This is a genomic window from Lysinibacillus sp. NPDC097279, from assembly GCF_044761745.1.
Lineage (GTDB): Bacteria > Bacillota > Bacilli > Bacillales_A > Planococcaceae > Lysinibacillus.
This window is the reverse complement of the sequence record NZ_JBIWDA010000001.1, coordinates 939,722-959,353: the sequence shown is the minus strand read 5'-3', so window position 1 is coordinate 959,353 and position 19,632 is coordinate 939,722. Positions and strand designations below refer to the sequence as shown.

At 32.7% G+C, this 19,632-nt stretch carries 23 protein-coding genes and 1 pseudogene; 6 read left to right on the top strand and 18 right to left on the bottom strand.

The window, feature by feature from the left end; genetic code table 11:
* Nucleotides 1-9: 9 nt before the first annotated feature.
* The 3 genes from ACIQ1H_RS04695 to ACIQ1H_RS04685 form a co-directional block, all read right to left on the bottom strand.
* Entirely contained in the window at nt 10-927 is a 918-nt protein-coding gene (locus tag ACIQ1H_RS04695; RefSeq protein WP_402886878.1) for a DUF4868 domain-containing protein, read from the bottom strand.
* Nucleotides 928-1,208: 281 nt separating this feature from the next.
* The gene (locus tag ACIQ1H_RS04690) at nt 1,209-3,098 is read right to left on the bottom strand and encodes a collagen-like domain-containing protein (protein WP_402886876.1); all 1,890 of its coding nucleotides are present in this window, start codon (nt 3,096-3,098) and stop codon (nt 1,209-1,211) included.
* 157 nt (nt 3,099-3,255) lie between these two features.
* Nucleotides 3,256-3,474 carry a hypothetical protein gene (locus ACIQ1H_RS04685; protein ID WP_172771810.1) on the bottom strand — a complete coding sequence of 73 codons (219 nt, stop codon included), beginning with the start codon at nt 3,472-3,474 and terminating at the stop codon, nt 3,256-3,258.
* Nucleotides 3,475-4,149: 675 nt separating this feature from the next.
* On the opposite strand from ACIQ1H_RS04685, the pseudogene ACIQ1H_RS04680 reads away from it, so the two are divergent.
* A pseudogene (locus tag ACIQ1H_RS04680) lies at nt 4,150-5,088 on the top strand (beta-propeller fold lactonase family protein); the annotation flags it as partial.
* 117 nt (nt 5,089-5,205) lie between these two features.
* Here the strand turns inward: ACIQ1H_RS04680 and ACIQ1H_RS04675 are convergent.
* From ACIQ1H_RS04675 to ACIQ1H_RS04650, 6 genes are all read right to left on the bottom strand, one after another.
* Entirely contained in the window at nt 5,206-5,838 is a 633-nt protein-coding gene (locus ACIQ1H_RS04675; RefSeq protein ID WP_402886874.1) for a hypothetical protein, read from the bottom strand.
* A gap of 81 nt (nt 5,839-5,919) precedes the next feature.
* Complete coding sequence (locus ACIQ1H_RS04670) at nt 5,920-6,270, bottom strand: DUF6713 family protein (RefSeq protein ID WP_402888547.1); 351 nt, start codon at nt 6,268-6,270, stop codon at nt 5,920-5,922.
* A 152-nt stretch (nt 6,271-6,422) separates the two neighbouring features.
* Nucleotides 6,423-7,001, bottom strand: coding sequence for a hypothetical protein (locus ACIQ1H_RS04665; RefSeq protein ID WP_402886872.1), 579 nt, complete (start codon nt 6,999-7,001; stop codon nt 6,423-6,425).
* A 175-nt stretch (nt 7,002-7,176) separates the two neighbouring features.
* Nucleotides 7,177-8,049, bottom strand: coding sequence for a gluzincin family metallopeptidase (locus ACIQ1H_RS04660; RefSeq protein WP_402886870.1), 873 nt, complete (start codon nt 8,047-8,049; stop codon nt 7,177-7,179).
* A gap of 151 nt (nt 8,050-8,200) precedes the next feature.
* Nucleotides 8,201-8,761 (bottom strand): GNAT family N-acetyltransferase, encoded by a 561-nt coding sequence (locus ACIQ1H_RS04655; protein ID WP_402886868.1) that lies wholly within the window; start codon nt 8,759-8,761, stop codon nt 8,201-8,203.
* A gap of 268 nt (nt 8,762-9,029) precedes the next feature.
* On the bottom strand, nt 9,030-9,527 hold the full coding sequence (locus tag ACIQ1H_RS04650) for an NUDIX hydrolase (RefSeq protein ID WP_402886866.1): 498 nt from the start codon (nt 9,525-9,527) through the stop codon (nt 9,030-9,032).
* Between the two features lie 189 nt (nt 9,528-9,716).
* Between ACIQ1H_RS04650 and ACIQ1H_RS04645 the strand changes: the two genes are divergently transcribed.
* Complete coding sequence (locus tag ACIQ1H_RS04645) at nt 9,717-10,361, top strand: pentapeptide repeat-containing protein (RefSeq protein ID WP_402886864.1); 645 nt, start codon at nt 9,717-9,719, stop codon at nt 10,359-10,361.
* Nucleotides 10,362-10,480: 119 nt separating this feature from the next.
* On the opposite strand, the gene ACIQ1H_RS04640 is transcribed toward ACIQ1H_RS04645, so the two are convergent.
* From ACIQ1H_RS04640 to ACIQ1H_RS04610, 7 genes are all read right to left on the bottom strand, one after another.
* Complete coding sequence (locus tag ACIQ1H_RS04640; RefSeq protein WP_402886863.1) at nt 10,481-10,807, bottom strand: hypothetical protein; 327 nt, start codon at nt 10,805-10,807, stop codon at nt 10,481-10,483.
* Between the two features lie 209 nt (nt 10,808-11,016).
* On the bottom strand, nt 11,017-11,460 hold the full coding sequence (locus tag ACIQ1H_RS04635; RefSeq protein WP_402886862.1) for a hypothetical protein: 444 nt from the start codon (nt 11,458-11,460) through the stop codon (nt 11,017-11,019).
* Nucleotides 11,457-12,065: an ABC transporter ATP-binding protein gene (locus ACIQ1H_RS04630; RefSeq protein WP_402886861.1), complete on the bottom strand. Its 609-nt coding sequence runs from the start codon at nt 12,063-12,065 to the stop codon at nt 11,457-11,459. Before ACIQ1H_RS04630 ends, ACIQ1H_RS04635 begins: the two co-directional genes overlap by 4 nt.
* The gene (locus ACIQ1H_RS04625; protein WP_402886860.1) at nt 12,062-14,002 is read right to left on the bottom strand and encodes a hypothetical protein; all 1,941 of its coding nucleotides are present in this window, start codon (nt 14,000-14,002) and stop codon (nt 12,062-12,064) included. Before ACIQ1H_RS04625 ends, ACIQ1H_RS04630 begins: the two co-directional genes overlap by 4 nt.
* Nucleotides 14,003-14,089: 87 nt before the next feature.
* The gene (locus ACIQ1H_RS04620; RefSeq protein ID WP_402886858.1) at nt 14,090-14,449 is read right to left on the bottom strand and encodes a mediterrocin family bacteriocin; all 360 of its coding nucleotides are present in this window, start codon (nt 14,447-14,449) and stop codon (nt 14,090-14,092) included.
* 174 nt (nt 14,450-14,623) lie between these two features.
* Nucleotides 14,624-15,148 carry a GNAT family N-acetyltransferase gene (locus tag ACIQ1H_RS04615; RefSeq protein WP_402886856.1) on the bottom strand — a complete coding sequence of 175 codons (525 nt, stop codon included), beginning with the start codon at nt 15,146-15,148 and terminating at the stop codon, nt 14,624-14,626.
* Between the two features lie 168 nt (nt 15,149-15,316).
* Nucleotides 15,317-15,478, bottom strand: a complete 162-nt coding sequence (locus ACIQ1H_RS04610) for a hypothetical protein (RefSeq protein ID WP_172771823.1) — start codon at nt 15,476-15,478, stop codon at nt 15,317-15,319.
* Between the two features lie 545 nt (nt 15,479-16,023).
* Here ACIQ1H_RS04610 and ACIQ1H_RS04605 point away from each other — a divergent pair.
* A complete protein-coding gene (locus tag ACIQ1H_RS04605) occupies nt 16,024-16,563 on the top strand; it encodes an HXXEE domain-containing protein (RefSeq protein WP_402886854.1) in 540 nt (179 codons plus the stop codon).
* A gap of 128 nt (nt 16,564-16,691) precedes the next feature.
* Here ACIQ1H_RS04605 and ACIQ1H_RS04600 read toward each other — a convergent pair whose 3' ends face one another.
* Both ACIQ1H_RS04600 and ACIQ1H_RS04595 read right to left on the bottom strand, forming a co-directional pair.
* On the bottom strand, nt 16,692-17,000 hold the full coding sequence (locus tag ACIQ1H_RS04600) for a hypothetical protein (protein ID WP_172771825.1): 309 nt from the start codon (nt 16,998-17,000) through the stop codon (nt 16,692-16,694).
* A gap of 431 nt (nt 17,001-17,431) precedes the next feature.
* Nucleotides 17,432-17,809, bottom strand: a complete 378-nt coding sequence (locus ACIQ1H_RS04595; RefSeq protein ID WP_172771826.1) for a phage holin family protein — start codon at nt 17,807-17,809, stop codon at nt 17,432-17,434.
* Between the two features lie 387 nt (nt 17,810-18,196).
* Between ACIQ1H_RS04595 and ACIQ1H_RS04590 the strand changes: the two genes are divergently transcribed.
* From ACIQ1H_RS04590 to ACIQ1H_RS04580, 3 genes are all read left to right on the top strand, one after another.
* Complete coding sequence (locus ACIQ1H_RS04590) at nt 18,197-18,661, top strand: GNAT family N-acetyltransferase (RefSeq protein ID WP_402886851.1); 465 nt, start codon at nt 18,197-18,199, stop codon at nt 18,659-18,661.
* 370 nt (nt 18,662-19,031) lie between these two features.
* Nucleotides 19,032-19,244, top strand: coding sequence for a YjcZ family sporulation protein (locus ACIQ1H_RS04585; RefSeq protein ID WP_172771827.1), 213 nt, complete (start codon nt 19,032-19,034; stop codon nt 19,242-19,244).
* Nucleotides 19,245-19,445: 201 nt separating this feature from the next.
* The gene (locus ACIQ1H_RS04580) at nt 19,446-19,622 is read left to right on the top strand and encodes an asparagine synthase (RefSeq protein WP_172771828.1); all 177 of its coding nucleotides are present in this window, start codon (nt 19,446-19,448) and stop codon (nt 19,620-19,622) included.
* Nucleotides 19,623-19,632: the final 10 nt, after the last annotated feature.

Sequence of the window (19,632 nt, the reverse complement as noted above, 5' to 3'; positions counted from 1 at the left end):
CTTTATAAATTACCTCAAGTCATCTCTTCCTCTTTCACCTGTTAATACCGTTTTATAATAAGCATCGTTTAGTAATTTGACTATATCATTTAATTGTTTTTTATCAGTATATTTTATTTTCGTTTTTTCTTCATTTAACTCAATATTTAAATCAAACTCCATAATAATTTCTTCAACTTTATCAAAATTGTCAACAAACCTAGTCATTCTCTCAGGCCTTGTCAGTAATCTTGAAACCCTCTTTACAATATTTCCATCCTCAATACTATCATTTTTAAACTGTTCAAATCCTTCTAACTTATTCGTTTCTTCAAAGACCGTTAATACAGAATTCGTATTCTGAACATACTTTGTTTTTAAATCAAATATTCTTTGCATAGCGACATTATTAATTACAAGTACTTCGTCTTCAAAAATAAGTAAATCAAACCCTGGTTCAATTCCTATAAATGAGTCTGATACTTTTCTAAAAGTAGCATCTGCTATTGTTCCCCAAAGTCCTTTAGTAAACTTTTTTAGTTGAGGTATACGATTTAAAAAATAAGCGAATTTCCCCGATTCTATTTCAATTTTAATACAGTATAAATCTTTTTGCGTATCCTCACTCAACGTTTCTCCAGGTTCTTGTAATCTTTCGAATAAATTATCATATGTAACCCCTATATATGATGACATACAGTATTCTACAACTCCATTTGGTCGACCATTTTCATTAAATTCAACTTGCTCTTTCCCCACTAATTTATGAATAGTTGGATGAATAATATTTACAATATCGATTTGCAAAGACCGACTTAAAGATGGCTTAAATGAAAAATAATCTAAATGTTCATGTGTTTTAATCTTTTCAATTAGAAATAAACTTACTTCAAGTGTACCACTTAATAAGTGTTCTGAAATCTTGCTGTTAATAAACTCGATATCCAATAATAATCCCCCTAACTATCTGAATCAATTTATTAATAAAATCATACAATATTTGGTTTTTATAGTAAAACAGTATACCCAAAGAAATTTGTTTATTTATTTGGAACGGTAATAGCTTATAATAGATACTTTTACCTCTCTCAATTAAAAATAGGCTCGGATAGTTTTACATAGTGTAAAATTTCCAGAGCCTTTTAATATTTAGATAATTAAAATATTTATAACATTATTAATAATCTTATAAAAAATCAATTGATTTTTAGTCAAAAATAATTAATTTCTTAAGTAGACAATAAGATAGTTACGGAAACACCATTTGAGAAAGCACCACCAGTGGTAGTTACTTGTACTGATAAAAGTGTACATCCACTTATAGCTAAATTTGCAGATTGTGTTGCACAACAATTCGGTGTTGTAGAAGAACTTGGGCCTGTAACTGTAGCTCTAACTCCTGTAGCTACTGGTGCAGTAAATCCACAGTTTGTACTTGTAAATACTTGAGCTGAAGCTGTTTGTCCAGCGCTTAAAGTGTGATCTCTTATATTTAGAGTAATGCTTGTAATTGTAGCATTTAGCGGAATGACAATTGAACTCCTAATAAATGATGCTGATGAAGTACCTGTTCCAAGAAAGTCATTATTACCAACTGACTGATCAGTAGAGAAAAAGACTTCCATTAACCTAGGCCCACTGGCTCCTGTTGCCCCAGTTACTCCTTGAATTCCTTGCACACCTGTGGCTCCCGTTACTCCTTGGGTTCCTTGTACACCTGTGGCTCCCGTAACTCCTTGGATTCCTTGCACACCTGTAGCTCCCGTTACTCCTTGGATTCCTTGCACACCTGTGGCTCCCGTTACTCCTTGGATTCCTTGCACACCTGTAGCTCCCGTTACTCCTTGGATTCCTTGCACACCTGTGGTTCCCGTTACTCCTTGGATTCCTTGCACACCTGTGGCTCCCGTTACTCCTTGGATTCCTTGCACACCTGTGGCCCCTGTTAACCCTTGGATTCCTTGCACACCTGTAGCTCCCGTTACTCCTTGGATTCCTTGCACACCTGTAGCTCCCGTTACTCCTTGGATTCCTTGCACACCTGTGGCTCCAGTTATACCTTGAATTCCTTGTGGACCCGTTATCCCTGTTTCTCCTTGAATTCCTTGTGGACCCGTTACCCCTGTTTCTCCTTGAATTCCTTGCATGCCAGTTGCTCCCTGGATTCCTTGCACACCTGTGGCTCCCGTTACTCCTTGGATTCCTTGCACACCTGTGGCTCCCGTTACTCCTTGGATTCCTTGCACACCTGTAGCTCCCGTTACTCCTTGGATTCCTTGCACACCTGTGGCCCCTGGTAATCCTTGGATTCCTTGCACACCTGTGGCTCCCGTTACTCCTTGATTTCCTTGCACACCTGTGGCTCCCGTTACTCCTTGGATTCCTTGCACACCTGTGACTCCCGTTACTCCTTGAATTCCTTGCACACCTGTGGCTCCAGTTATACCTTGAATTCCTTGTGGACCCGTTACCCCTGTTTCTCCTTGGTTTCCTTGCGGGCCAGTTGCTCCTGGTATGCCTTCGATTCCTTGGAGACCTTTTGCTCCAGTTTCTCCCTGGATTCCTTGCACACCTGTGACTCCCATTATACCTTGAATTCCTTGTGGACCCGTTACCCCTGTTTCTCCTTGAATTCCTTGTATGCCAGTTGCTCCCGTTACTCCTTGAATTCCTTGTGGACCCGTTACCCCTGTTTCTCCTTGGTTTCCTTGAGGTCCTGTTGCCCCAGTTTCTCCTTGGTTTCCTTGCACACCTGTGGCCCCTGTTACTCCTTGGATTCCTTGCACACCTGTGGCTCCCGTTACTCCTTGATTTCCTTGCACACCTGTGGCTCCCGTTACTCCTTGGATTCCTTGCGGCCCTGTTGCCCCTGTTACACCTCCCTGAGAACCTGTAGCTCCTGTTACCCCTTGTATTCCTTGTGGGCCGGTCGGACCAGTTGGACCAGTTGGACCAGTTGGACCAGTAAATGTAGAAAAATATTGAGCATTATAAGGGTAACTATAGCATCCACTTTCATTACATTTAAATCTAAATTGATTAATATTATTTATATCATATTGAAAAAATTCATTATTGCTATCGTTTATTATTCTCCCCTTATTAAAACTAAACGACAAAAAATCACCTCCTGCCTCATTTTTAATGTATTCTTATTAGAATAAGTAAAATAGACAATATACCTAGGTGATTTAAATGATTTAAGATTGACAATACAATTTAGCCTTCATTATCGTGCCAGTTCAATTTGTCCTGATGTTTGAATGGCAAATTAGTTTATTTTTTTATTAGCAATTTGCTTAAAAATTGATAACAACCTTCTTTTTCTCTAAAGCATTCATGCAGATCTCTATTCTCAATCTCATAAAATTTAGCCGTTCTGCGAATAATATATTTATCGATAAAGATTTCTTCATTAGTACTAAGCTGATTCAGCACCTCATAAATAGGATCAGTCGAAACACCAATAAATTCAAAAATGTTCACATTTCCCATCTTCATCCCCCTCAATACGCTTTTATGTTTGAATTATGCTTTTTATATAATTAATACGTTCCAGTGATATCAAACTATCTATTAAATTTAATTCTGACTATTCTTTTCAGAAAATTCAACCTACATTTTACCTAATATTCCCTAATTTATTTCGTGACAAGTTTATTGTTAGATTAATATTTTCGTAGCAATATTGAATTGTTTATCATGGTTTGAATTAATTACTTATAAAAATCTCGTATGAAAGAGCCATTAGATGATACGAAAAATGTGGATTTAAAAAGGTGAAAAAATTTAATAACGAAAAGTATTATTTAACGGGGCTTATAATTAGCAAGTTTTAATTTTTCCTATGATGTTTTACTACAACACTTTCCTATAAAATTACATCCTCTTTCTAATGAAAGTCCTCTTTGAAATTATCTTTTAAGTACCACTCTTGATTACTCCAACCAATTGTAGAAGCCTATAGCACTTGCAACTTATTTATAATAGTTTAGGACAACATACAAGGAACTTAGTTTAGTTTACATATTCTATCAATATACGTTTGAAAGGAGGTTCAGTATGGATAAAGACCCAAACAATTTTAAAATGTTCAAGTTCAAATTTATTTCAAATCCTAATTGTCATTGTCATTGTTGCGGATTTTGTTGTAATTGTAAGTGCAAACCACCATATTTACCTGTGCAACCAAGCTGTAACTATCTCGTATATGTTACAGACGCTGGACAATTAGAAACTCCCGATAACAGAGTATCCGTAATTGATACAGCTACTAATACGATCGTCGCTTCCATTCCAGTAGGTACTGCTCCTCTTGAAGTCGCGATTACACCAAATGGTGAATTTGGATATGTACCTGCACTCTTTTCCAATAATGTAACAGTTTTTAATACAGCTACTAATACGGTAGTTGCAACTATACCTGTTGGAGTTAATCCACTTGGCGTAGCAATTTCACCGAACGGCACACTTGCTTATGTATCAAATCACGGCGATAATACTGTATCTGTCATTAATACAGCGACGAATACTGTAACTGCTACGATTCCAGTAGGGCTCCAACCTCAAGGTATTGCCTTTACGCCTAATAGTGCATTTGCTTACGTGGCTAATGAAAACTCAAATTCAGTATCAGTTATTAATACGGCAACGAATACTGTGATTGATACAATCCCTGTGGGAATTCGCCCTAGATCAATTGTTTTCACACTTAATGGCCAGTTTGCTTATGTTACAAATGAAAATAGTAGCACTGTTTCAGTCATTAATGCAGCGACAAATACTGTAATTGATACAATTCCAGTTGGAACAGGTCCTGTTGGAACTGCAATAACGCCTAATGGCATACTTATTTACATTGTCAATAAAGGTAGTAATACTGTATCCGTCATCAGTACCGCTACAAATTTAGTAATTGCAACAATTCCTGTTGGTTTATCCCCTGACCAAGTAACAATCTTACCAGATGGAAAATATGCATATGTTACAAATCAGGTTGACAATACTGTGTCAGTGATAGATATCGCAACAAATACAGTAATTGATACAATACCAGGATTTAATGGCCCTACAGGAATAAAAACAGGTACTATTTGTAATTCAAACTAAACATTTCTTCTAATCAATGGTTGGCAACGCAGTAAATTTAACAAAATAAACCAGAATAATTCTTCAAACGTAGAATTATTCTGGTTTTTATTTGTAATTTATTTCTGGAACATTGTTTTACTTTTTCTCATTTAAATCATCTGGATAAACAATGGTATTAATTACTTCACCATTCGATTCATTTTTAAAGATGACTGTCACCTTATACTTTTCAGGATCTACGCCATTAAATAACTGATAATACATACCTGTAATTGCAAGTCCGAAAGAAGCAATTGTATCTAGGCTGTTTTCAAATTCTTCTTTGTTGACTGACAATGTAAATTCTGAAAATGTTTTATTATAACTTACATCTTTAATAGAGGAAAAATCTTCACTCGTTTTAATCTCTTCTACTGATTTAATAATCCCCTCTTCTAATTCCTTCATCATTTTTTTGTGCTCTGCTTTAGACATTTTATAAGTGATAGAACCATCTTCATTTTTTATAACTTCTTTAATGCCATCATTTTTCGCTTCAGCTATAACCTTATCAATATCTTGCCCCTCAAAAAAAGTACCGGGTATCGTTACTTCAACGTTTAATACCCCTTTATCAACTTTTAGTGGCTCTCCATCAGATAAACTGTCAGTAGAGCTTTCAGCAGCAACTTCTTTTTCAACACCACTCTCTTTTTCCTTATCTTGACTACATGCTGCTAAAAGAATACTTAGCAATAATAAAAATGGTACAATTAATATTTTCTTCATTTGCAATACCTCCTTTACATAAATATACATAATTTGGAGATATACGACCAGATAAAAAAGCCACATCTTATTGACTTAAATCTACATTAAAAATAATAAATGAATTATAGCAAGGAACCCCATTGAATAAATAATGGATCTTGAAAACGAATTTTTAAATTCATTTCGAGGGTGCCTTTCAAAAAATAAGTGCAGTATTGTATGAATGATAAAGAATACATCAAGAACCCAAAAAATTATTAGTTGATACTCACTAAAAAGTAAGGAAAGGATAAGCACGTAAAGAAAAAGGTGAATCAATGTAAATACGCTATAAGCCTTTGAATCTTCCATATCTTTTAGTATGACAAACAACCGCCACTCCGAGCGTCTTATTGCATCCATTTCATGTAAAAGAAATAATGAAAGGTTAATTAAAAAAAGAATAAACATTAAATCAGGCATAAAAACCTCCTACATCTTTATATACCTAATATTACTGTAAAGCTATGTTCAAAAAACAAAGTAAAATCGCCAACTATGTCCATAAAAAGTCGCTAACAAAGTGAATTTGGTGTACCTATCATTAAGTACATCATCAAACCTTATTGAGGCTTCCATGGAATAAGCCCATTCGTATTATGATTTTTCGTCCAAGCTAAAAAATCAGTGACATTGCTCACTCCATAATCTAATACAGCCTGATAAATATATATTGATGAATAAATTAAATTCTCTTGTAATAATGCTTCCTTAATTTCAAGAATAGCTTGTCTAGTAGTATTAGATAATGCTTTTTTCATTAAAGGTACTAAATCTTTTGAGAGAGCGCCTTGACGTTCATTTGAAAAAAGCCACATATCGATATTCCACTCTTCCTGATTATCTAGATATATGATTTTAAAGTAAAAGCCTTGAAAGTCTGATTCCATATAATTTTTAAATTTTAGTTCCAATACGTTTTTATTGTTAATTAGTGATGCTAATTCTTTCATAATTTTGTCTGGATTTAGCTCTTCACTAAATGTCTCCATATCAATATCAGGTGACACTATTAAATTATAAGCTGTTGCTCCTACTAAATAACAGTCCCCTACAGTACTCCATTTTTGAATTAATTGTAATTCATCCAAAATTTTCATAGCTCTTGTTTTTCTTTTATTGGCTCTTTCTAAACTATTCACGTCAATCATCTCATTTCCAAATTTATGTATTACGTTAGAATATAATATTGGAACGTAAAATGCAATTAGCTTCAAAGTATAGAATGGAAATAATCGCTCTTTGATTTTTAGTTTAAGCGTGGGGATTAGAAAACTACAATTAGCTTTCCTTGGCGCCATAAATGATTTTAAAAAATTATTCCTTTGTAAAATATTTAGGATCTATTTTATCTATAACTGAGACAATATTATAGAGATCATTGACTAATTTCTCATTTGTTGTTAGATCAGTTTGGCTATTAATAATAGCTATCCACTCCTTTTCTAACTCATCAATATTTTTACCGTAAACCTGTTCTATCTTTTTATCCAATTCCTTTTCGTTGTAAATCTGTTCAAATTTCTCTATTCCATAAGTATCAATTAAATATGTTACAAAAGAATTGGATTGATTATAGCTTAGAGCCATTAGGATACTCTCCTCAATTGGATTTGTAAGATTTGGGCGAAAATAAGATGCAGCATCATTCATATCCATTAACTTGATAATAGGGATTAATTTATTTGAATCCATAAAATACTTCATTAACCGATGAGAATTAATTTTATTATTTCCGTATTTTTGTTCCATATAAGAAGCAAAACCTTCTTGCGTAAAATAACCACTGCTTGTATCAAAATTATTTCCATAACCGAGTAAAGAGTGTGTCATTTCATGGACAAGTGGATATCGATTATCCTTAATGTCATATAGCTGGATTTCCTTTGCGAAGCCCCATGAAATTTGACTTCCTTCATTAAGAAATATTTGAATTCTTTCCGATGGAACATATGTAGTTTGGATTGAACTGTTTATTACTTCATATGCAGCAAGTATCTCTTTTTTAATTGTTTCTACTTTTTCTTGGGGAATTTTAATGTTATTAATAACCTCAAACGTTATTTTACCATCAGGTGTAGTCACAATATTTTCATCACTTTTTTCTTGTTCTTTAGGAATAACTGTATCCTGCGTACAGGCTGTTAATAAGAACACTAATATAAGAAAGTAGCCTCTAAACTTAATCATATTTACCTCCCAGAAAAAATAGTATTTTCCAGTTTCTACGAAAAGAAACTATGAAAGTTTCACTTTTTTGGAAATTTCTAAAAATAAAAAATATAAAGACCCCAACGGAAAATACACAATTATGGAATAGAGATACTTTTTGAACAAAACATCACTGATATTCACTTTTTAAAATGGAGAAAATAGCTAAATCAATATATTTCCCCTTCTCAAATTCATGCTGTCTTAATACACCCTCTTTATAAAAGTTTAATTTTTCTAACAATCTAATGGATGATAGATTTTCTGGTTCCACTTTTGCTTCTATTTTGTTAATTTTCATCGTCAAAAATGCAAATGGAATAATACAACTAATCGCTTCTTTCATAACGCCCTTCCCCCAATAGCTATGATTTAAATCATAGCCAATCTCAATACGATTATGTTCTTTTTCATAATTCAAAAATCCACAAGTACCTATTACTTTTTTAGACTCCGCTTCTTCAATTACCCATCTAAAACCAGTCTGTTCTTTGGAAATCGTGTCATACCAATTCAACTCATCCATCGCATCATCAATAGATGTAAATGGGGTTAAAGGCGTATATCTCGTCACTTGCTCATTTGAATACAAATCAAAAAGATCATGACAATCATTTTCTTGTGCTTTACGCAAGATAAAACGTTCAGTTGTAAATATCGGTAAACTAGTAAAATTAAAATTTGAATGCATATTCATCATCCTTTTCCCTAAATTTAACATACGTTCTTCCCATTATCGTAACATAAATTTTCGAATTATTTTTTAAAAATCAGTATTACATCGAACAGTCGAATACTACCTAGGAATCAAACGTCACCTTTCGTAGTATCAATTAATTTCTCAACTTATGGAAAGGTAAATAAAAAAGACCGTATTAGCGGTCTTTTTTGCGGTATGACATTAATTTTTAGTATTCATCAAAAAACTTCTTTACTCGACTTTTCGTTTTAAATTACCTTTATTTTTCGAATATCTCGTGTTCACTTTTCCAATGATCCGACTCTACATTATAAAAATGTTTTTTAATAATCAATCGAGCCCGTTCATCAAGATTAGAAGGTAAAGCTTTTGGTGCGAAATATTTTAAATCTAAACTTTCCCCATCCGTTAAAGCTAATTCACCGTATGTCTCTTTAGCGAGATAAACACTTATAACGTTAAATACTTCATCCCCATTAGGATATTTATAATAAAGTTCTCGACCAGATAGCAAATCAAGAAATAAAAAATTTTCAGCTCTTAATCCAGTCTCTTCAAATAATTCTCGCGCAGCCGTTTCCTCTAAACTTTCTCCTATTTCCATTGCACCGCCAGGCAGTCCCCACTCCTCTGTATCTGAACGATGTTGAAGTAATATCTCATTATTGTTATTAATAACAATGATCGTAGAACCAACTAATATTACAGGTCTAGTCCCAACCAATTTTCTTATTTCTTTTATATAGTCAGCCAACATCAATCACCTCCTTACCATTTATAATTTCCGAGCGTAATAACCAATTGAAAGCCTCCCTATTTGTAATTCGTGGACTAATACAGTATGAAAGTTTTTCTTGTCCACACTATTACTAAAAAATAAAGTCTTATATATTCATGTATTTTTTATTATTCTTATGAAGACTTCCATTTGAAAGGTGTGCTCCTCGTGGCAAAAGTATTTAAAATCGAATCACCTAAATTACCTTTATCTTTAGAAAATGCAAATTTTCAAGATATTTTTTATGAAGAAGATCCGTTTTTATCAGATTGTGTAATCTCTAACACGGTTATTAATAATGAGTGTATTGAAAGGCTAGTCCTATCAAAAGTACTCTTTAAAAATGTAAGATTTATAGATGTAACTTTTACAAAAATTGATTTAACCGATGTAATTTTTGAAAATTGCGATTTATCGAATGCCAGCTTTAGTGAAGGACTAATTCACAGAGTCAAATTCAAAAACTGTAAATTATTAGGTTTGAATTTAGCGGAAGCTAACTTAGGAAATGTATCATTTGAAGACTGTATTGCAAATTTATGTGACTTTACAGACACTCGTTTAAAACAGGTCATGTTTAATCATTCTACACTACAAGGAGCCAATTATTTTGAATGCAAATTTAATAAGGTCGTATTTAATCAATGTGATCTTAACGATGTTGATTTTTCTCAAACATCCTTAAAAGGTATTGATATTAGTACATGTAGTTTTGAAAGGTTGAATGTTACATTGGAAAGTTTGAAAGGGTGTGAAGTATCCTCACAACAAGCAGTTGGGTTTGCTTCATTATTAGGTATAAAAGTAGTATAAAAAATGGCATTCATCTGATTTATCCAAGTAGTATTCGTATTAGGTCGATTGAAACACATATCGTGCTCTTAATTGCTACTTGGATTATTCATTGACTCCAAGCCAGTAAAGTCCTTATATTAGACATTTATTTTATTTACCATGTAACGACAATTATCACAGAGAAAATCTTGATAAATAAAAATCGCATTATACATATTTAACCACGGCATATCTTCGCCACATCGCTCACATTTATCAATGTATTTATCACTTAAAATAACATTTTCTAGTAATAAAATCCATTGTCTATTTGATAAGCTCTCAGGTCCATCCTTTAAAGCTAGTACTGCAATTCCCAACACCTCACCATCATCAAATCTATTAGTTTGAATTAATTTCTCCAAATAAACTATAAATGAAGATAGGTCACCATTTATTATCATTTTGAGCTTTTCTATTTGCATAGTGATTCCCCTTTATCTTTTTAAAATGGGTTTAAGAAATGTTACAATATATTTTTTCCCTTGCGAAGTATGCTCAAAAATAGCAAATTGAAAAAACTCGCAGCTTGAAAACATGAATGCGAGTTTTCTCCTTTAGGAAGCACTTCGTGTATGGGAGCTAACGTAATATGGTTCTGCTAGTACAAAGCCATCCGCTAAACTTGCATAAATTATATTTCCCCCCACATGTCTTTCGCCTTTATAAACAATGTTTCTATTTGTTCTTTATTTTGTTCAATTAGATCTTTATGAGCCTCATCAATAACGCTTAAATCTCTATTAATTATCATAGAGTACGTTTGCTTATTTTCATCTGTAATTTGAACACCATATTTATTGTCTCCTATAAATGATGGCCAAATGATTAATGCATATTTATTATCTTCAGTAGAAACAGCTAAATTGCCCACTAACGATAAATAATCTGGAAATTTCACATTATAAAGGTAAGCATTTTGCGATAATACATAACTACGATTTGGTATAAATTCATTTAATTCACCCGTATAGTTAGAATACTTTACATTCATCCAGGCATACCAAAATAGATTGTAGACAATAAACATAGAAAAAATAGTTGCTAAAATGATGATCATTTTTTTCTTTTTTCTCATATTTCAACAATCCGCTCTCCTCTTTTTTTAATGTCTTCATCGTGTGTAACTAAAATAATCGTCTTTCCCAATGCATGCATATTTTTTAATATACTCATTACTACCTCTGCATTCGCTTTATCTAATGAGCCTGTCGGTTCATCTGCCAAAATAATATCGCATTTTTTTATCATTAATCGTGCTAGTGCAATTCTTTGCTGCTCGCCACCAGATAGCGTATAAACCTTATTAAACATTTTATCTAATAGCCCTACTGACTTTAACGCTTCCTCAAGACTTATATTTGAACGATTTTTTTGTTTAATCATTTTCAAATTATAGCTTACGGTTTTATCTTCTATTAATGCGAAGTTTTGAAAAAGAAATCCTACCTTATTCCCAAAGTAATTCAACTGGTTTTTTTTCTGACTAATATCCATACTGTCTACTAAAATTGTGCCACTATCTATTTGTTCAATTGCACCAATCATATTTAAAAGTGTTGTTTTACCACATCCGCTCGGCCCTGAAAATACTATAAACTCTCCCTCTTGAATAGTTAAACTAAAATCTTTAAATAATTCTCGATTTCCAAAGGATTTACTTAAGTTCTTGATTTCGATCATTTAACGGATCCACCTTTAAGAATTGATTGTATGCTTCTATTTTCTGTTATTCTTATGTAATAGAAAACAAAGCAAAGTTCTAATATCACAACTGAAAATCCACCAGTGATTAAGTATAGTCCCGAACTCCAATCAAGGAAATGCCCAATTATAAAAGCTGCCTTTCCTGCAATACCGCCAAAAATAATGGTTGTTAAAAATAATTTTTTATATCTTTCAAATAAGCCATAACCCATTATTTTTTTCAATGCAATTTCAACTGCATTGATACTATATTCGTAGTTTAAAATGGTCTTAATAATGATGGCTTCTAAAATTAATAAAACAATGAGTAAAACGCAACTTATAACTATCCCTTTTTTATAAATATTCCATTGATGAAGATAATGCTCATAAACATTTGTCTTGAAATTATTTGCCTTAGAAATACTTAAATGGTTGTTTTCGATAAATTGTTCCCACTCATAGTCTTGAATTTTATACATGGATGTTCCAAATATAAAAACATTCCAGTAAGGGTTAAGCGCATTAGTGTCCATATTGTTGAATAGAATGATTGGATTCTTCACTATCTTACTACTAATATTAAAACCTTTATCTATTGCTATAATATCTAGTTGTTTTTTATAGGCAATCATATTAAATTCATAAGGATGGGGATAGTACGTTTCCCATATTTTTACCATTTCCGTTTGAACACTTTTAGAATTATATTTTTCTGGAACTAAAAAATACACTTTTTGTTCAAGTGAAGCAGTATTAAATTCGCTTATTTTATCATGTAAATAGTCAAGTGAACCGCTATCAGCAAAAACAAATGGAGAACCTAGGTCTTTAGTTTGTAAATCTACTAAAGAAAGGGTGTTATTCATTGCAAGATGCTCTTTATAAAAATCAAATCTTAATTGTTGTGTCACTTCACCGTCTTCAACATTTATATTTACATAAGAATAATCTTTAGCATTTTCAAAAAAAGGTTTTTGTTTATAAAATGTTAACCCTTCATCAATTGCCGTTAGACATCCCGCAGCCAGCATCACCGTTATACAAATAGTAATAATTTTGTATACATAACTTAACTGCAAAACTTTTTTGACACTATCTTTGGATTTCATCTCTTTTATAAAATCACTTAAAAAAAGGGTGAAAAAGATACATCCATTCACTACAACAAAAATTGCAAACATTAAAAGGGAAATCCTAATATGAAAGTTTGCATTAGTAAACTGTAAAAATAATAGTAATAGCACTAAATAAGTACAAATAAAAAACAGTGTATCTGCGGTAACATTTCGAAAAATAATATGTTGCAATCTTTCTCCAGAAATAACTCTTAACGCTACTTCTTTCCTCATTTGAGCCACTTCGTAGAAAGTGATTAAAAGTAAAAGACCTAATATAATAACCCAAGTAACGCTAATATTGAAGGCACTATGAAAGGCACTATATCCCTCCTGTGGAAACTTTCCTGCATACTTATCAATCAGTTTTTGCTTAAAACGAATCTGGTTTTCTTTATCCCCAATCAGATAATATTTTTCAAACTTATTGACATCTGGAATAGTGGTGATTGGTAAAACCTCAAATTGGATATCCCCTAAAAAGATGCTTTGATAATGACCAGGCTGTACTGAAGAACTTTCCTTTAAATAATTTGCGGTTCCTTCTGTCGCATATAAATTTATATTTTCAGAATAAATAGTGGAAATTTTTCTATCCACCACAAAAACCTCTAAATTTTCTTCCTTAGCTGCTGTTGTAATATCCTTTAACATCTCTTCTTGAGCAATATGGATAGACATTACTCCATTTTTATACATCGTAACGTAATCATATTTCGTTTCAAAGCTAACTAAATGCCATACATATGTCTCTCCGATAAAAGTGAACCCTATACTAAAAAGTAGTAAACTAAGAATATACTTTGCTTTTTTCACCACAATCACCTTGTTAAGGATTAGAATACTTTTAGAAAGCAAAAGCGAGTTAACCTAGTGTTAACTCGCTTTAGTAGTCTAACTAGATTACCAATTACAACGATATATATAAGTAGCACTATCTCTATGACGTACTTCTACTTTTGATAGTCTTGAAGCAGGTTGACTTGAACCTGTATGCCATTCACCATTAAATAAAGACGCATAATGCTCATTCGACGCATGGTTTGCCCAAACATAATCTTCATTAATAAACCGTGTGTTATAACCATACGTTATGGTAGATAACCCATCCGATCCTGTAGCATACCGTTCCCAAGCTGTTACAAAGTTTCCGCTATACGTAGCTTCTAATGTGGCAGCGGAAACAGGAACTACTGCTGAAAACGTTAAGGCACTGACCAGAACAAACCCTGCGGACAAATTTTTTACCTTTTTCTTACACATAAACTACGTCTCCTTTTTTATTTTTTTTGCGATCATTATATACTATCATAATAAAAAAATCAACGTAGTTAACTAAATTTTCAGATTTTCGATAGTACCTTAATAAAAAAATAACAAAAGACCAGCTCGCTATATTCACTTCGCTGGTCGTTACATTGAGTTTTATAATAGTATTTACTTGATTAAAGAATAAATATTCGTATCATATGGCATATCATTTTGATGCATAAAGTTTCTTAAAACCCCTTCTTTTTCAAATCCTAATTTTTCTAATAGCTTGTTGGATGCATTATTTTCAGTAAACACAATGGCCCCAATACGCATTAAATCCATCTCTTGGAAACCATAGGAAATCACTTTTTCTACAGCTTCCTTTGCGAAGCCCTTCCCCCAACTTTCGGGAAATAACGCGTAGCTAATGTCAGCTTTTTTATGCTCAGTGGACCACTCTTGAAAACCAATAGTACCGATTATTCCTTCTTGTCCTTGCATTTCAATACCCCATTTAATGCCACGTTTGCTCTCAAAATTATTAGAGAAATTTTGGATGATCTGTTTTACTTGTTGTAAGCTCGTTAATGGCTGTTGTCCATAATGGCGTAAAACATCTGGGTTTGAAAAGCAATCTAATATTGCTTGCGCATCTTTTTCTGTTAATTCTCTTAGTACTAGACGATCGGTCTTTAATATAGGAAACATTTTTACACGCTACTTTCGAAAAGAGTATTTTTACCATTCTATAACAATACCTGCATATTTACATTACTTTTTTTGTAGAGCAAAATCGAATCCCACTCACTAAGCAGCGCTCTCCCACGTTAGTTTAATTAAAAAAAGCATCTCACTTTAACGTGAGATGCATTCTATTTATTGCGGTATTTCTTCAGTTATTTTTTCAAAGTCTAGAAGGTAACCACCGATTTTTGCTTTTTCTAATTCTTCTATATATTCTTCTTTTCGCTCATTCAGTCTGTCATCAAGTGTGTTTTGATAGGCCGGAAATAGATTGTAATCTACTGGTTTCCCCATAAGTTCACCTCTTATTTTATATTTTTTTTCATTATATGCTATATTGATATTTTCTGACAATCATAAATGGTAAATTTGATTAATAAGTTCGACAATATCACATGAGCATTGACTTATTATATGAATGCTTCACTATACTATTCTCCTATTAAATACGTATATTCATTTAGGTGCCATAAACACTAGATGGTTTAGAGGAGCAACAATCGGGAATTATTGAAGGTTATTATAAATACAAATAAATTGTATTTCTATCATTACATGATCTTCCTTTTAAACAAAAAATATTAAACAATAACCTCTTAGTTGGTATAATAAGTCTTACGTACATACATAAATTTATAAAGTAGATACTAAGGGGTTATTTTTAAGTAAATAACTTTTATTTTTTCTAGTTTACAGGCTAATAGCTAGCTATCATAACTATTTCATCATAGTAATAGTAGTGTAAAGCGAATTTAGCTTTGCACCTCCTGATTTGTTGGTTAGGGTCACTCTGGTCCAGTGACCCTATTTAATTTACTAATAGAAAGTGGCGTTGCAATATGGAATTTTTGCTAACTATACAAACATTAATATGGTTGTTCCCTATTATGTTTATTATCCACGATTTTGAAGAGATTATTATGGTTGAAAAATGGCTGCATAACAATCAAACCAAACTATATAAACGATTGCCAACAAAAATAGCCAATCGAATAGTGAAGCAATTTTCAATGACTACAGCTCAATTTGCAGTGGCCGTTCTCCTAATTTTTTTAATTATAAGTGCCGCTACAATATCCGCTAATATATATTTCTATAATGGCATAGCAATAAATCTTTATTTTTTCATCATTATTACATCCGTATTTTTTATCCATGCATATACGCACATTGGGCAAACGATTTTATTTCGCTCTATTACCCCTGGAACTGTTACATCGCTAATTATTATCATCCCCTACAGCATTCTTTTATATAGATCGTTGTTTATGGCGGAAATCGTTACATGGAAAATGATAATAATTTGTTTACCATTTGGACTTTTATTTTTCCCTATTGTTTTAATAGCCCACTGGTTTGGAAGAAAGTTTATTGAATAAATATATTTTTCGGATTATCTTAAGAGCGCTTGTACTCAGATGTTAGACTATATCCTATTTTGGGCATTGGAAATTTTTATGCATGAATAAGTTAAACACTTTAGCTTTTATTAAGGGCTTAAATTTATTTACTTTACATATTTCAAATGCTTTTTCACAAATGTAACAATGTATTGTACTTCCTCTTCTGTCATATTTACCAAACTGCAAACTCTGCGTAATTTAGCAGGTGACTTTAATTGTTCTCTCACTTTATCAATCAACATATATTTACATTTTCGTGGATTCACATAATCTCTTATTTGCTTATACCGTAAATATGCATAACGAGCAAATGCGTTTAGCATCTCTTTTTCATAATCAGTTCGTTCTAAACTCATTGCAGCTATATCTATTTCTTCTGTTTCAAAAATCCAAGAGCCGTCGGTCAATTGCATTTATAACACCTCTTCCTTATAAACTAGGGTTCGGTTGTTGATTTCCATCATTAGGCCTTCATCAAGGAGTTTAGCATTTTCTACATATTCAACATTTCTTCCCCCATAATCATTAAATGCATAATAAAAAGTCACACCTAGTTAGATGTGACTCTTTTTTTATTTTTTCAATGGGATTAGCAGTCCCTATATTGTTGAATAATAAGCCCATTTAGCTTGTCATTTACTTGTCCATCATGCATTTTTCAATATTTATTCCTGCCAATCACTATATTGATGCCTTAGCTCTTGTTAATGATTACTATTTAACAGACAAGAGGTGGCGACTATTTGTTTTTGCTCTGGTCTTGTTTAATTAAGTGTATTGCTATTTCCTGTGTGGGATAATTTTTTGATTAACATTATTGTAGATTCGCAACGTTACCTTACAGTTACTTTTTATCATCCTTTTTATCATCGTTATCCTTTTTTAACTGTGCAAAAGCATTAGCTAAAAAATTTGGAACACGAATACCTAACTTCCCTAAGTTTTCGATTATGCTAATTCCTTCCATCCCTATTAAAAACAAAATCATAGCATTTCGCATGAAATCTCCGCTTTCTGTAGCATTGTCCAATTGTACAGCTGCGATAACCATTAAAATCATGGCTGTTTTTTTCAAGAGCCCTTTAAACGTTTTACGGGAATCGATATCTTTTATTATCCAACCTACCATTACTCCTAATATCAAATCGATAGCCATTAAAATTGTTAAAGATGTTACCAATTCATCTACACCGCCAATTAGATATGCAATTAATGCAGTCATACCACCTACCAATGATGACCAAAGCGTATTTGTTTCCAGAATATCACCTACTTCCTCTTCTTATAAAACCCACACAGGTGATAGCTGAAGGCACAAACCGTACTTACATCGTTTGATTCCGTTATAACAGCCTTCGTTTCTAGCATATTCAATTGCGTATTCGATGAACGTTAACAATAATACAGAAACAACAATATTTTATTATTAGTAATCTTTCTTATATACAATCACTAGATTTATCTCTTTCGCTTCTAGGCTCCAGCTATTTTTTTCTTTCTTTATAGTTAAAACTTTTACCCTAACGCAAAATACAATATATAAACAATATTACAAAAAATTAGTATAATAAAAATTACGTTAAAAAATAAAGCTAATGGAGGTTTTAATATGAAAATAAAGATTGCTACAGTCAATGAAATTCCTGAAATTGAATGCTTATATCAAGAGCTATTTATAGAAATGTCCACCTTACAACCAAAGTATATAAAACCTGCTAAACAAGATGTGACATTTATTCGGAATACGATAAATCATAAAGACTCAGATATTATAATAGCAGCCATCGATAACCAAACAGTTGGCTTTTTGCTAATACAAGAAACTACGACTCCTTCCTATTCATGTATCGTTGAACATCAATACGCTTTTATTGTCGATATTATTGTGGGAAGTCACTATCAAAATCAGGGTATCGGTTCAGCATTGCTTTCTGAGGCAAAAAAATGGGCAAAAAATCGTCAATTAGATTACGTGGAGTTGAATGTCTTATCGGGAAATATAGGGGCGATTGCATTATACGAAAAACAAGGATTCCAAGATATGAGCCATATAATGCGTTTGGAATTGGCTTAGCATTTATATCGAGGTCTTACATTATAACGTTGTAATTTCAATTAGCTGTAAAGAAATTTAAATAAAAACGAATCGCAATGACTCATACTGCGCTACAATTACCCATAATCAATAGCTATCCTATGCCTTAATAAAAAAGTATGTTATAATAACCGTACTGACAAACCAAAAAGGTAACCAATATTGAGCTGTAGCGTCTTTGTGCGCTACAGCTTTTTTTAACGTGGCATTACTGTTTTCTACGTATTATAAGTAGCCAAATTCTAATTTTTTTGTAAAACGAAAACATTTCAAAAACCAAACTGGGATAAATACCCCTCCGCATTTCTACAATAAACATATTATAAATTGAAGGAAGGAGGAATGTTTCATGGGATACTACGGAAATGTAGGTAATTGGAACAATAGTTTTTATGGTGGATATAGCTATGGCGGTGGTTACGGTGGTGGCTGTAACTATGGCGGTGGTTGTAACTCCGGTGACAATTACTACGGCGGCGGTAACAACGGCTCAGCATTCGCGTTAATTGTTGTACTCTTTATTCTTTTAATTATTGTCGGTACTGCTTTTATTAATTACTAACATTCAAAGAAATGAATGTGTGTTACCATTTTTAAACTCCTATTAAATCCAAGGGTCACTTCCCCCAAGTGACCCTTTTTATAATGTCTGTCTAAAGATGAGATATTACATATCAACATTAGACAAGTATAGCATCATGCATATTCGTAAATAGTAATAATGGTGTCATTACGCCAATTAACTACGATGGAGGGATTGTTGATGAATAACATTCGAGAAGGTTTAATCCCAACTATTTTAGGTTCTGCTGTTACGGCCGCTGGCTATGCACTTAAGCAAAAAAGTGGTTCTAACAAAATGATTGCAAACACAGTCTTTGGATTTGGTTTAGCTCATATTGTGTTAGGAGCAATAGACCTTGTAGAACATCGTCGTTAGTAATGGGAGA